This is a genomic window from Bacteroidales bacterium (assembly GCA_029210725.1).
GTDB lineage: Bacteria > Bacteroidota > Bacteroidia > Bacteroidales.
The window spans coordinates 97,170-112,543 of record JARGFM010000001.1; the positions used below are offsets into that span (position 1 = coordinate 97,170).

Sequence of the window (15,374 nt, forward strand, 5' to 3'; positions counted from 1 at the left end):
GAGTTTTATACCTTTGTTCACGAGTTACAGAATAAGAATATGAAGTTTGAACCGCATATTTACCCCTACCTGAATGATAAAGCTTTTATCGGTAGTCTCCATGTTAAGATTTCTACTCCTTCCTCGAAGCCGAAATCAAGGATAGACTACCTGACCGGCATGGCTGAAGGAAAAAAGATCATACACCTGGGGTGTGTGGACCACCTTCCCCTCGTGGATCAAAAGATGGCCAGTAATACCTGGTTACATAAGCTGCTGGATGAAAAAGCTGATCGCTGTCTGGGCATAGATATAAACGCGGAAGGCATCAACTACATGAAAAAAATCGGGTTTGAAGACTGCCTGGCCCATGACATGATCGCAGATAAAGCATCTCCGGTTATTCTGGATCAAAAATGGGATTTTCTGATTCTGGGAGAGCTTATGGAGCATATCGATAATCCGGTACAGTTCCTGTCACAAATCAGCCTGAAATATGGCCATGTGATCGATAAGGTGCTGATCACCGTTCCCAATGGTTTCCGCTGGGTAAATATTAAAAAGGTGTTCCGCAACAAGGAGGTGATCAATTCAGATCACAGGTTCTGGTATACTCCTTATACTCTGGCAAAGGTCTGTACGCAGGCCGGACTTAAGGTGGAAGAGTTCAGCTTTCTGCTGGACTATAAGATGGTCTGGTACAGCTTCATAACAAAAACGATCTACAGGCTCAGACCTGCACTTCTGGATAATCTCAGTATGATTGCCCGCTTTTCTTAAGATCTCAGTCCCCTTCCCATACTGCTTAAGGCTCTTTTCACCAGTGAATTCAGGTCATCCGAAAGCATGAGGTAGTAGGTGCATCCAACAAAAACTCCCAGGAGGACCAGGCTTCTGTAAAGTGAATCAAGGAACCAGTGTCCGAGGGTTGGAAGCAGGAAATTAATCAGGAAGGACAGGGATATAAGCAGGAATATCCAGAGGCTTTTAAGCGTAAATGGCTGGATTCCCAATTTGTATCTGATAAACAGAATAACCACGGAATTGATGATAAAGTAGGAAGTGAGAGAGGCAATGGCCGCTCCGGTGATTCCCAGGATGGGGATCAGGATATAATTCCCGCTTACCGTTACAACACCCAGAATTAGCACAAAAAGAATCAGGGAACGGTGATACTTCGAATAAATCAGGATCAGATTATTGATACCGGTGGACACGTCAATCAGTTTCCCCAGGCCGACAAAGAGAACCACATACTTCCCGGCCTCGTAGATCTCACCATTGGGCATCAGAATAAAGATGCTGTTAATGTTGGCCCAGAGCAGCACCAGCAGGAGTCCTCCTATAATGGCCTGATTGGCTGAGTAGCGTACATACAGATTCTTAAGCCTGGGAAGATCATTTTCCTCCAGGCTCTCGGAGACAAAGGGGGAGCTTATCTGCAGGGTAGCCCTTGAAGGAATCTCAATCATGGAGGTCATAAAATAGCTGATGGTATAAATCCCCGTGCTTCCCAGACCAATCATTGACGAGATCATAAAAGCATCCACCTTGGTAACAATGTTGGATCCTATTCCAGCCAGGAGCATAAAACCCATATAGGGGAAAATGGCCCGCCGGATCTCTCTCGACACCCCGGAACCCTGCTCCCCGGGCATCAGGATCCGCTGCAAACGCTTGAAATAAGAGAAGAGTATAAATACGGCCAGGGCATAGGAAGCGATAACAAGCAATACGTACAGATCCACAGATAAGCGGAGGTGGAAAAAAAGAATGGCTGAAGCGATCAGGAAAACCCTTAAAATGATATCCCGGATGAGCTTCGGAATGGTAATCCTGTAATAAGAAACAGCAAAGTTCTCAATTATTCCCATATACACACAGACCAGTCCGAAGGGAATAATCAAAAGAAAAAACCTGCTGTAAAGGGGGGAGTTCTCCGTAAAAAAGCCCTGCAGGTAATCCTTCCCCAGGAAAACAAGAGTCCCGAAAAAAACGATACTGATCAATGGCAAAAGTAAGGCGTAGCGGTAGGCCTCCCGGAGCATTCCCATTTTCTTTAGCTGGGGACTGAAGCGGATAATCGCATTGGGAATTCCGATTTGTGCAATAAAGGCAAATAGAAAGGCCGAGTCTGTTAACATGCGGTTCAGGCCTATTAATTCAGGACTAAGAAAATAGGGATAGATAAAAATGGTGGAGACCATTCCGATAACTGCCCCGGCATAACTGACCACCGAAGCCTTGATGCTTTGCCTGATCACTATCCCCATCCTAAAATGCTTTCAATATTATTCGTTTAAAAAACAGGACCCCTCGAAAAGGGACCATCTCTTTCCAGCTCAAATACTTTCTGTTAATTAACGTGGTTTTGTTCCGCTTCATTTCCCTACCTTCAAAAGACTGGATCAATTCCAGGTATTTTCCGTGAGAAAGGGAACTGGAGAAATGATCACGGGCCCTTTTCGCTGCATTTTTACTCTGCAAATTTAAAAGATCGGGGCTTCCGAGCAGCTCTGCGATACGCTGAGCAAATTCATCTGCCTTACCCGGCTCAACAAGGTATCCCGAACTTCCCTGCTCGATGCATATGTCGGTACACTGGGGCAAAAGAGAGGAGACAGGAACGCAAGCATGGGCCATGGCCTCCATTAAAGTGAGGGGATGTCCTTCAAAATTTGAAGGCAACAGAAGAATCTTATGCTCCCTGTAATAATCCTCTACTCCGGCCGGAGCTACCCGCCCTGTGAACCTGATATGCTCTGTCAGTGATCTTCTGGCTGTAAGCTGCCTGAGTTTGTCCAGATCGGGCCCCTCGCCCACTACGGTCAGCCTGACCCCTTTATGCCTGAGCAGCAGTCTGCCGAGGATATCCGGAATCATAAAAACGGCCTTTTGCCTGTTGTCAATGCGACCCACAAAAAGAATATCCCCGGGTCTGTCGCTGCAGTTATCGTATGGCTTTGCCGCTTCTTCCGGCAAGGAAATCCCATTCAGAATGCAGGTAAGCACTTTTGCGGGAAGATAGCGGCCGGCCAGCTCCTCAATGCGGGGGCTCACCCCAACCACTTTGTCCGAGAGCGGATCAGATTCACGTTCCACCATTTGTTCGAGCTGATTGTGAACCACATGAATGATCCGGCTAAGGTCGTAAAAATATCCAGCAGCAGCATGTATATAGAAACTATGATTGTTGATGATAAAATCAAAAGACTGCTTTCTCATATAAGCTCCGATCCTGCGGGCGAAAAGGATCCTGCCAAAAGGGATCCACTCGTAAATTCCCGAATTAAAATACTTGCCGTGAAGACCTTCCTGCTCGATTCTCTGGTACCAGTTCCCTTTCCGGTCGGTACAAATAACGGACACCACATAGCCCTTCGATTTCAAAAATTTTCCCAGTTCGATAATAAAATTGCTGATTCCTCCCATATTCAGGATATAGGTGGTAATCGCTATACGGACCGCTTGCTTCTTGCCTTCTGTCTGAATCAATAGGAAAAGATTTAGATTCGTCTGTGTCTCAGATAGTAGTTTGTGAGCCGGACTCCAAAGATAAAATGCCGCAGAATTGTCGGGATCAGTCCGTAATACTGCTTCATGATTTTAAACCGCTCCTTAAGTCCTGCTTTTATATGGTGTTCGGTAAGCCCCCCTTCCAGGAACCTGGAGAGAATCAAGCTGGTATTATGAATCCGCGCAGAACTCCTTACCGAGCGGATGGCCCAGTCGATATCTGCAGAGAACCGGTAGTCGAGATTATACATCGGGGCTAACTCCCGCTTTACAAGAATGGACTGATGACAGACCACCATCCCCTGCCGGAATGATCTCCAGGTAAGCCGGCCGGGAGGTTTTAAGCGTCTGTCTCCAATCTCGTTCTGCTTCTCATCGATGATCATGGTCCCCCCGTAAATAATATCGGGCAGGCCATCGAGCCCCCTGAACATCTTCTCTACGGTATCATTCTGGTAGATCTGATCGCCTGCATTCAGAAACCAGACATAATCGCCCGAGGCCACTTTCAACCCTTTATTCATGGCATCATAGAGTCCCTGATCCGGTTCGCTGATCACCCGGTCGACCCCCTTGAATCCGGCAATGACCTCCAGGGTGTGATCGGTAGATTCCCCATCAACGATGATGTACTCTATCTGCCTGTAGGTCTGATCCATCACACTCTGCACGGTCCTGCCAATATGCTTCTCTCCGTTGTAGACCACTGTAATCACAGATATAAGGGGAGTATTTTTCATGATTCCGCCTTTTGTTTCAGCAGATCGCTGTACAAAGCCAGATGCATCTCCACGGAACGGTCCATGGAAAAGCGTTCAAGCGTCATCTGGCGGGTTTGTGCAGAAAGCTGTTCATAGGTATCCAGGGAAAGGACCCACTTTATGCCTTCCGCCAGTTCCCCGGAAGATTTGCAGGAGGCCAGGTATCCATTTTGCCTGTGAGCGATCATTCCAGGGATTCCTCCCGTCCGGAAACCCACTACCGGGGTTCCGCATAACATGGATTCCAGAATGGTGTTTGGGAGATTATCCTGCAGGGAGGGGATCGCAAAAAGATGCGCGGCACTGTATAGTTCCACCATTGTACGTACCGATTGAACAAAGGCAATATTGCGGGCAGGCAGGGGGAAGGTACGGGCCACGTCCTCCCTGGTCTTGCCGAAAAGGAGGATCTCCACCTCCCCTGCCGTTTCCATATCTTCGGCGAGTATCCGGATGGCTTCCTGGAAGTAACTGAATCCTTTGAGCACATTTTTCATGGTGGCCGCTCCGAACAGAATGTACTTTTTGGAAGGATCAAGACCCAGCGCTAAACAGGCCTGTTTCCTTTCTACAGGCGCAAACAAATGGGGATCGACGGGATTAGGAATCGTAAGCACTTTCCAGTGCCGCAGCAGGGAACTGGCACGGACACACTCCTGAAGCCAGTCGCTGGGGGTAATTACAGTCACCTCACTATTCCGGAACAAGCGTTCCTTTTTCTTCCAGATACGATGCGACAAATCTCCTTTCCCGGGTTTTTTCAAATAGGGACAGCTTCCGCACTCCCGGGTATATTCTTTGCAATCCAGGGCATAATGGCAGCCTCCCGTGAAAGGCCACATATCATGAAAGGTCCAGACCATCGGCTTCCCCGTCTGAAGCAGTTCGCTCAAGGATCTTAGAGAGAGAAAACCGGCATTGATCCAGTGCAGATGAATCACATCGGCCTCCGTCACGTGCCGGTTCCGGATCAGGCTCTCGCCCGTGTTGGCCAGGGAAAAGAGAAAACGAATGCTTTTGGACCTCTCCTTCCTGATGAATACCAGGCGTTCCCAGATAAAGCGGATCAGGTTGATCCATTCCTTTATCCGTCCGCCGGTGGTGGAAAAGATCTCCTCCTTCTCATCAGCTCCCTCCTGAACCAGCATTTTCACATTCGCATTTTTCGACCTGAGAGCCTCCAGTAACCTTCGGGAGGCTATGGCAGCTCCTCCTGTACGGGGAGATTTGCTGATAAGGAGTATCTTCCTCTTCACAATGCAAATAAAGCAAATAATATTAACTTGTCACGCCATGAACAGCAGTAAAACCAGGGAAACGGAGGCCAGTTTTTCGGGCCGGAAATTATACGGGGACGACTTCTCTCAGGAACAGATCGCCCGCTGGTTCGAGGAGGAAGCGGAAGCTTATGCGGAGCTTGGAAACAGGGAAATCTCCGACTACTCTTACCAGTATCATGCATTGAACCGCATCCATGGTTTCCGGCACATAAAAAAGATTGCAGGCTTTGACCAGGTACTGGGGCTGGGTGCGGCATGGGGACATGAGTTCTTACCGGTCATTCATAAGATCAAAAACCTGGTGATTGCAGAACCGTCGGAAAACCTTCGCAGCGAAGAGATTGGATCATTAAAACCGGTCTATATAAAACCTGAAATAAAGGGCACCCTGGAATTTGAGGATAATACCTTTGACCTGGTAAGCTGCTTCGGGACCCTGCATCATATTCCGAATGTGACTTTTGTCCTGGGCGAATTAATTCGTGTATTGAAGCCAGGGGGACACCTCCTCCTCAGAGAACCCATCATATCCCTGGGCGACTGGAACAGGCCCCGGCCCGGACTGACCAGCAATGAACGGGGAATCCCGGTTTCTCATTTCGAAGAGTTCTTCAAGAAGCAGCCTGTAGAGCGTATTTCCAGGTCCTATTGCCTTAGCATGACCTACCAGTTTCAAAAAATACTGAAGAATGTGCTCAAAAAGCCCCTGATCACCTACAGCTGGTATATCCATGCAGACCGCCTGCTTTCCTCCCTGCTGGGATGGAATGTCAGGTATCATGCCTTGAAGAAGCGGCACCGGATAGCCCCTTCCAATATCTTTTATGTGATCAGGAAGATTTAATAGCGGTTCAACCACTTGTAGCGGCGGGCATTGTCCCCGAGTTTAACGGAAAGTGTGACTTCGTGGGACCCGTAATTAAAATGCCCGATTTCTGAGAATGCCCAGTCAAAGGAATAGCCAAAATACAGACTCTCAACTTTTACTCCCAGAAGCAGAATCACGCTTTGATTGGTCCGGTATGAGAGTCCGCCCCAGAATTGTTCATCGAAATACAGCTTCATAGTAAAATCCCCCTGAGGATTCCAATTCTCAGAGGTCTTTAATAAAGCTCCTGGTTCCAGCTCCAGCATATCGGAAAGCCTGAAACGATATGCTCCCAGCAGCCAGTAATGCCTGAAGGTCTTAAAATCTGCAATCTCGTTGCCCCCCACCTTCACAGAGGACTGCAGAAGGTTGCTGACTGAGAATCCAACGAAATACTTAGGATCCCAGAAGAATACCCCAAAATCGGCATCCGGGCTGTAGGCCACGGTTCTGAAGTTGCCATCCATCACCGGGTCGCCATCCTCGCCAAAGGTGAGTTGTTCGCTATTGATCCTGTATTGAAATGCCTTGGCAGCCAGCCCAAAGGAGAGTTGCTGCCTGTTCATGAAAATATGATAAGCATAGGTGAAGGAAGCTCCCGTCCGTGCCACATTTGCATTTACATCATTGACCAGATAAGCGCCCAATCCTACTCGCCCTTTTGTGCTGGGCTTAAGCCTGTTGTCACTTTTAACTGGACGTTTGATGATCTTATAGGACTTCCGGAGAACCCTCGTTTGCCAGGAGGCCGAATAGGTCCGCGGAGCCTGATTAAATCCCAGCCATTGCTGTCTGGCCGTGGTATTGAAAGAGGTATAACCATCGTATCCGGCCATGGCCGGGTTGACAACAAATCCATTTAGAACATATTGTGAAAATATGGGTAACTGCTGTGCCATAAGCTTACCTGCCATTCCCGCTGTCAGAAGCAATATGATATAAATCCTCCTCCTTCTCATTTCTCTCTATTACGCTCCTATCTGACAATGGTTACGTTCCCGGTAATGGCAGGCTCCCCATTTTCAAGACGAATGATATAGTGGTAAGAATCGATGGGCAGGCGTCTGCCATCAAATGTGCCATCCCAGGGATCATCTGCAGCATTGGGGGAATAATAAACACGGCTGCCCCACCGGTCAAAGATCCTCAATTCAGCACTTGGGTAAAGCTCCAGTCCCTCGATCATCCAGAGATCATTATAACCGTCCCCGTTGGGCGAGAATGCATTGGGAATTACCAGGCAGGACTCATGGGTATACCCTATATAAATGGTATCGGTCATCACACAGGCATGTGCATCGGTCACGGTAGCAATGTATTCTCCCGGGTATATTTCGTTGAAGGAGTCCTCATTATCGGGCAGACCCATATTCCATGATATGTCATAGGGGAAGATACCTCCATCAATATACAGACGCAACTCTCCATCAGGCTTATCCCGGCAGAATGCATCCTCCGTATCAAAAGAAAGCTCCAGGGAATCGGGATCTATCAGTTCTGCTTCGGTCTCCACGAAGCAATCATTCAGGTCCTCGATTCTGACCTGATGAATTCCCGACGGAAGATTCCCTGTAACTCTTCCTGTCAGTACATCATTCACCCACACTTCGTAATCATCCACGGTATAAATGGTACCCCCTGTAATCAGCAGTTCGATCTGTCCGCTTGCATCTCCGTAACATAAAGGATCCTCCAGCTGCATGGAGTAATCAAGGGGCAGGGGATCTTCAAGAACCACCTGGGCCGAATCGACACAGCCATGTTGGTCAATAACCACCAATCGGTAGGTCCCGGCAGGTACATTCGCCAGGTTCCTGGTGGTGGCCCCCGTATTCCAGGAATAGGTGTAGGGCGGAGTTCCACCCAGGGTATCCACATGAATGATTCCATCTGAGGCGTTGGTACAGGAAATAACTGCCCCGTGATAATCGCTGGCCACAAGCAGTTCCACTCCAAAATGGTCCGCTTCAAAGACCTCTGCGCTATCGATAAGGATGCAACCGTTATCGTCGGTAATCACAATGGTATATACACCAGCCAACAAACTGTCAATATCTTCCGTAAGCTCTCCATTATTCCACAGGAAGTTAAAGGGATCGACACCCCCGTAGGCGACCATATCGATCTTTCCGGTAGCCGACCCAAAACAGAAAGCACTATCCACCATGAAAGTATCAATCACAAGGGGATCTGGATCGAGCAGTTCATAGCTCTCCAAATAGGTACATCCGTTGATATCGGTCACCAGTACCGTATAGTTCCCTTCTCGAAGGCCTGCCTGGTCCCTGGACAAAGGATCGGCCAGGTTCCCGATGTCGGTCGACCACAGGTAAGTATTTTGCAGCGAATCGGCTCCTCCAAGAGGAATCAGAGTGATGGAACCTGTAGAATCTCCCGCGCAGGCGATCTCCCAGTCATTGATACGAGGAATTACGGTATCCAGGCCCAGTGGATTGGGTTCAATCAGTTCAAAGACCGTATTCAGGGTACACCCCAGACTATCGGTGATAGTCAGATGAAAGGTATCGGCCACCAGGTCGTAAATATCCTGCTGAGTGGGATCGGGCAGCGTTGAACGACCCGGGCTCCACAGATAAGCATGAGACTCAATACCGCCGGAAGAAGAGATCTCAATAAAGCCATCATTGTCCCCGAAGCAGGTAATGTTCCAGCCGTTTAGTTCCCGGACAGAATCTACCTCCAGTAAGATTTGCGCAGGTTCATAAAGGGTATACTCTGCCGTCTGTTCACATCCATAGCGATCGGTAAGAAGCAGATTATAAGTGCCACCACTCAAGGAGCTTTGCAGGCTGTCGCCCGGAACCAGGTCGCTTTCGCCCGGGGGACCGGTCCATAGGAAGGTATTTGGATAATCGGCCGTATGGCCGCCGCTTACTTCTATATCGATGAAACCGTCGTCCGCCCCAAAACAACTGATATCCACAGTATCGAATACTGGCTGAATATCCAGACGGGTGATGGAGATCGTATCGGGTTCGGACAGCACATTGGTTATATCGCCCTGATTCATGTTATAACAATTTTCCGTGTCGTAGGCCCACAACCTGTATTCTCCGGCGGGCAGACCACTTACCAACGCGGAGTAGGTCCCGCCGCTCTGTGCAACAGGCTGGTTGTATACCTCCGCCCCCGTATTCTCATCCTCTACAATCAGGGTATAACCCGGGAATCCGCCGGAGATACTATTTACCACGATTTCTCCCGTGCTCTCTCCGAAACAGCTGACCTCGTAATTGCCATACCTCCGGACTGTTGTATCAATACTGATCAATTTAGCCGAACCAATCCAGAAGAGGTCTCTGATCTCGCAACGGTTGGTATCATTCAGCGTCAGCCGGTAGGGACCGGCAGTTCCGGCTAGCACATCCTCCGCAGTACTGTTGTATCCGAAGGGCCCGGTCCACTGGTATGAATAACCCTCAATACCCCCCGTGGGAGAAATGTCAATGGAACCATCATTCCTGTTATCGGCCAGACAGGTCGCATCGACAATAACCGCCGGGGCCACCAGGGTATCGGGCTGGGTGAGGGTAATGGTATCCCCAAAAGCACAACCAATGGCATCGACCACATCAAACCAGTACAGTCCCTCTCCCATATTTGTCTGGATAGAATCATCAGGAACCATATTCGCGGAAGATCCTCCCAGGGTATACCAGTCAAAATCATAAGGATTTCTATTGTACCCACCCCTGACATTGGAATGCAGAAGGACATCTTCCAGTCCGTAACACCGGACCGCATGACCACCCACATAGGAAGTGTCAGGCTCCAGGAGACCAATCAATTCAGGAGCTACCTGGACCGTGATGGAGTCATAGGCGGTGCCGGGACAATCCTTGCCCTGGCCATTCACGTTCCTGATCACCGGGATATACCGGTAGGTGATGTCTTCAATAAAATACCCATTATTTATAACGGTGGTCTGATCCAGGTTTTCAATAAGATAGTCTCCACTCAATCTTTCATTATCCACATTGGGTTCATTATAGACAAAAGTATTCAGATCATAGATAAAATTGCCCGTGGTGCTGTCAATGTTCTCATTCATCAGGATCAGATATCCCTGGTCAAAGCACACCGCCGTATCCTGGGGCCTCGACAGCTGGGCAGTCATCCTGGGCTCCGGATTCACATCAATGAAGAAGGTCGTATCGGTACCCATGCATCCTTCGGTAGAAATAAATGGAAGGATGTTATAACTAAGCCGGCCATAGCCTGTATGCGGATTCAGTACGTCTGACTGATCCAGGTTGTTGGCAACCGCAAGCGTATCTCCGTATGCAGACGGGTCAATCACATTCAGCAATCCATTGTCGTTGGTAACCACCAGTTCGAAATAGAGCGGATGGGTGGCATAGGCCAGTGAATCAGTAAGAATGGTAAAGCCATCATCATAACAGAGGCTGTCTTCCAGCAGGGTATAATCGAGTCCTGGAACAGGGTTGAGATAGATATATACAGTGGTATCACTTCCATTGTTGCAGAAGCCTCCCTCATGCCCCAGCCTGTCATCTCTGATCCTAGCCGTAAAGTGGTAGCTGATCAGCTGAACCGTAACGCTGTTGTTGATAAGCAGATCCGAAATGGACTGATCGGGGAGGAACTCGCCATCGGGGGTAATGGAGCCGGATACGTCAAGCGGATCATAGCTTACTACCAGGTCATAAACCAGTGTTCCTCCCATAATGCTGCCCTGACTGGTAGAGACATTTATCTCTACGGTGCTGTTATCGCAGATAATGGTATCCGGAACAGCCACCTGTATGCCCGGTGACGGATTGATCCAGATCCTTACCGTAACGGGCCCGTTATAGCAAAACTCCCCAAAATGACCCGGACGGGTATCCCGTATCCTTGCCGTAAAGGTATAGTCCACCGGCTGGGCCTCCAGGGAATGATTTATATAAATATCGGTAATCGGGGTGCCCGAAGGCAGGGTCTCCGAAGCACCTGAAGCCCTGGAAATAACAGTCACCTCTGAGCCATAAACAGCACTGACGGTATACTCCTTCACCCCATATACCAGGCCCAGTCCATCCTCCACTGAAATCACGGCTGTATCGTTATTACAGAATATGGTATCGGGGAAACTAACTAAGATCCGGGGGGTGGGATTCACCCAAATAGTCACGGTAGTATCCCGGCCGTTTTCACAATCTCCATCAAAATCAGAAGGTCCGATTCTCGGTGTAAACCGATAGATCACCTTATGGACAACCGTATCCATATTGGTGAGCAGATCCTGGATCTGGATGCTGTCGACAGGGTAAATGCCCCCGGGGCGGGCACCGATGATCTCCGCATCCGGAAACACCTCCAGGTTGTAGAACCAATCTCCACGTACATAAGGATTAAGACTGTTTACCTTGATGTCTGCCAACCCCTCATTACAGATTAAAGTGTCCATAACTTCAACCAGGACATCGGGAACCGGATTGACCCAGACCACAATGGTCGTATCGATCCCGTTATTGCACCAATCCCCGTCATCGTCTCTGATACGCGGAATAAAACGATAGCTGACACTCCGGGCTTCATTGCTGGTGTTATTCAGGGTGTAATTATAAACCGCATCCCCTGCAAAAGTCTGGCTCCCTGAACTTACCCCGGTAATGCCCGGATCCACACTGATCTCCAGGGTTCCGTCCCAAATCCTAAGGATGGGATTATTGGGGTTTCTTAACTGCAGTGTCAGGGGATCCCCATCGCATAAGACCGTGTCGCTGACCGTAACCCGTACCTCCGGGGTGGGATTCACCCAGATCACTATCGTTGTATCATTTCCACCTGCACAAAGATCCGGATCCGGGGTTTTAGTCGGAGTGAAAGTGTATTCAACCTTATGAACAATGGTATCATGATTGATCAAAGGATCGATCAGCAGCGTATCAGCGATTCCTTCCACCCCGGATCGGGCTCCGGTAATCTGCGGATCGGGATTCACCACCAGGTTGTACTCCCAGGCTCCGTTCACAAATATATTGGGATTGCTGATCCAAATGTTCGCAGAATCACCGTTACAGAGTATGGAATCCTGGGCATACACGCGGATGGCGGGAGTCGGGTTTACCCATACACGGATGGTGGTGTCTATTCCATTTTCACAATCAATTCCCAGATCACCGGGGGAAATCCTGGGTGTAAAAATATAATCTACAAAGTGGAAGATGGTGTCATGGTTGATTAGGTGGTCGGTCAGCACCACATCTGTCCCATCATATTCACCCCCGATATCATTTCCCGTCATCCCGAAGTCATAGACGACTGTCAGGTTATATTTCCAGTCCCCCATGACCGGAATATTCGGATTTCGCACGAAGAGATTAATAAGGTCTTCGTTACAAATCATCGTGTTGGCGATATTCACCCGGATTTCCGGAGTCGGATTCACCCAGATCCAGACGGTGGTATCAACCCCGGAACCACAATCCGCTCCCAGATTACCAGGAGTAATCCGCGGGGTAAAATGATAGGGGATCCTGTGCGCGACGGTATCATGATTAACCAGGTGATCCATCAGATTAAGGTCGCCGGCCGTGTACTCACCACCAATCCCCAGGCCTGTAACATGCTCCCCGTAATCGACTGTCATATTGTATTTCCATTCGCCGTGAGCAGTGACATTGGGAATCTTCACTTCAAAAAGAACATCTTCATCATTACAGAGCACCGTATCTGGAGCCTCCACCTCAATCCGGGGTGTGGGATTTACCCAGACAGTAATCGTGGTATCGCGGCCCCCTCCACAATCCGCTCCCGAATCATCCGGATAGATCCAGGGAGTAAAATGGTACTCCACTTTTTGTGCTTCGACACTATTATTACTCAGTGTTTCATTAAATAATGTGGTCGTGATCCCTGCCTGGCTCCCGCTGGCCCCTGTGATTCCCGGATCGGGCGTTACCACCAGGTCATAGGTCCAGTTCCCCCGTATGGGAAAGTTGGGATTGTCCACCTGAATAGTGGCAGTACCCTCGCTGCAGATTACAGAATCTGCACTTACCCGGATCTCCGGAGTAGGATTCACCCAAATAGTCACGGTAGTATCCCGGCCGTTTTCACAATCTCCATCAAAATCAGAAGGCCCGATTCTCGGTGTAAACCGATAGATCACCTTATGGACAACCGTATCCATATTGGTGAGCAGATCCTGGATCTGGATGCTGTCGACAGGGTAAATGCCCCCGGGGCGGGCACCGATGATCTCCGCATCCGGAAACACCTCCAGGTTGTAGAACCAATCTCCACGTACATAAGGATTAAGACTGTTTACCTTGATGTCTGCCAACCCCTCATTACAGATTAAAGTGTCCATAACTTCAACCAGGACATCGGGAACCGGATTGACCCAGACCACAATGGTCGTATCGATCCCGTTATTGCACCAATCCCCGTCATCGTCTCTGATACGCGGAATAAAACGATAGCTGACACTCCGGGCTTCATTGCTGGTGTTATTCAGGGTGTAATTATAAACCGCATCCCCTGCAAAAGTCTGGCTCCCTGAACTTACCCCGGTAATGCCCGGATCCACACTGATCTCCAGGGTTCCGTCCCAAATCCTAAGGATGGGATTATTGGGGTTTCTTAACTGCAGTGTCAGGGGATCCCCATCGCATAAGACCGTGTCGCTGACCGTAACCCGTACCTCCGGGGTGGGATTCACCCAGATCACAATGGTGGTATCCCTTCCATTCTCACAATCATCCCCGCCATCCACCGGATCAATCCTTGGAATGAAATGATATTGTACCCTGCGCACAACGGTATCGTTGTTGGTCAGTGTTTGTGTATAGGAAGGGGTAGTCACTCCGGACTGATCTCCAATAGCCCCACCAATCAGAGGATCGGCATCAACCTCCAGATAATAGATCCAGTTCCCCCTGACAGAGGTGTTGGGATTAGTCACCGTCAGTACCGTCGTCTCTCCATTACACAGCACACTATCGGAGGCCTCCACAGAAATATTAGGTGTGGGATTGATCCAGATGGTGATGGTGGTATCAATCCCATGATCACAGTACCCGAAGTTGTTTCCTGCCCGGTCATCCCTTATCCTGGCTACAAAATGGTAAGTTATGGACTGTGCCAGATCGGTATTGTTAATCAGCTGGTCACTAATATCATCTGTGGAAAGGTAATACTCTCCGTCAGGCTGACCCGTAATAACCGTTAAATCTGCGGGATCATACGTCCTGCTCAGCTCATAAACTTTTGTTCCTTCAACCATGCCCATTCCATCTGTGAGATCCAGAACAACGGAGGAAGCATCGCATACCAATGTATCAGGTGAGCTAACAGTGAACTGGGGAGTTGGATTCACATAGATCGTCACTGCCTGGGTAACACCATCGGGACAAGTTGTGGGATTGATCGGAGTAATGTTGTAAGTTACCGTTTGTACCGCATTGGTTGGGTTTATTAACTGGTCTGCAATGATGTGATCCAATGGCAAAGCGCTAACTGGTGACGTATAGCCTGTAACCCCAACACTTGCAGTGACCGTATAGTTAAATGTAATATTACCGCTTGTGAATATGGATGGACTTGTAAGTTGGATGTTGGTGAATGTACTGTCGCACTGAATAGTATCAGAGGTAAGAGGGACGACCACAGGTACTGCCTCCACCCAAATGATTTGATTTTGAGATAACTCATTTCCACTGGCATCTGACAGAGTCCAGGTACGAATAATATACCCTGCCTTATCGCAACTGGTCAAATTGGTGAAGTCATCATTATATATTGCTTCGATGGACATCGAACAGTTATCCCATTCATCAGTCACATCCCCGGTAACTGAGGGATCACTATCGTATGCACAATCAGGATTCCTGCATATGGTCACATCAGCAGGAACTGTAAATGTCGGCGCCTCATCATCGGTCACCGTGATATCCTGCGTGCATGTGTTCGTGTTACCGTGGATATCGGTCACCGTCCAGG

General features: G+C 48.9%; 8 protein-coding genes. 2 read left to right on the plus strand and 6 right to left on the minus strand.

The genetic code is table 11. From position 1 onward, the window contains the following. Positions 1 to 39 precede the first annotated feature (39 nt). Complete coding sequence (locus P1P86_00425) at positions 40 to 759, plus strand: hypothetical protein (GenBank protein MDF1573643.1); 720 nt, start codon at positions 40 to 42, stop codon at positions 757 to 759. Here the strand turns inward: P1P86_00425 and P1P86_00430 are convergent. From P1P86_00430 to P1P86_00445, 4 genes are read right to left on the minus strand one after another with little or no spacing between them, the layout of a single operon-like run. Beyond that, positions 756 to 2,252 carry a polysaccharide biosynthesis C-terminal domain-containing protein gene (locus tag P1P86_00430; protein MDF1573644.1) on the minus strand — a complete coding sequence of 499 codons (1,497 nt, stop codon included), beginning with the start codon at positions 2,250 to 2,252 and terminating at the stop codon, positions 756 to 758. The genes P1P86_00425 and P1P86_00430 overlap by 4 nt on opposite strands. 1 nt (position 2,253) lies before the next feature. Beyond that, positions 2,254 to 3,474 (minus strand): glycosyltransferase family 4 protein, encoded by a 1,221-nt coding sequence (locus P1P86_00435; protein MDF1573645.1) that lies wholly within the window; start codon positions 3,472 to 3,474, stop codon positions 2,254 to 2,256. 11 nt (positions 3,475 to 3,485) lie between these two features. After that, positions 3,486 to 4,235: a glycosyltransferase family 2 protein gene (locus P1P86_00440; GenBank protein MDF1573646.1), complete on the minus strand. Its 750-nt coding sequence runs from the start codon at positions 4,233 to 4,235 to the stop codon at positions 3,486 to 3,488. After that, the gene (locus P1P86_00445) at positions 4,232 to 5,512 is read right to left on the minus strand and encodes a glycosyltransferase (protein MDF1573647.1); all 1,281 of its coding nucleotides are present in this window, start codon (positions 5,510 to 5,512) and stop codon (positions 4,232 to 4,234) included. Before P1P86_00445 ends, P1P86_00440 begins: the two co-directional genes overlap by 4 nt. A 37-nt stretch (positions 5,513 to 5,549) precedes the next feature. Between P1P86_00445 and P1P86_00450 the strand changes: the two genes are divergently transcribed. Further along, on the plus strand, positions 5,550 to 6,380 hold the full coding sequence (locus P1P86_00450; protein MDF1573648.1) for a class I SAM-dependent methyltransferase: 831 nt from the start codon (positions 5,550 to 5,552) through the stop codon (positions 6,378 to 6,380). Here the strand turns inward: P1P86_00450 and P1P86_00455 are convergent. After that, a complete protein-coding gene (locus P1P86_00455; protein ID MDF1573649.1) occupies positions 6,377 to 7,363 on the minus strand; it encodes a type IX secretion system membrane protein PorP/SprF in 987 nt (328 codons plus the stop codon). The genes P1P86_00450 and P1P86_00455 overlap by 4 nt on opposite strands. 17 nt (positions 7,364 to 7,380) lie before the next feature. Next, positions 7,381 to 15,366, minus strand: coding sequence for a gliding motility-associated C-terminal domain-containing protein (locus tag P1P86_00460; protein ID MDF1573650.1), 7,986 nt, complete (start codon positions 15,364 to 15,366; stop codon positions 7,381 to 7,383). Between the last annotated feature and the right edge of the window lie 8 nt (positions 15,367 to 15,374).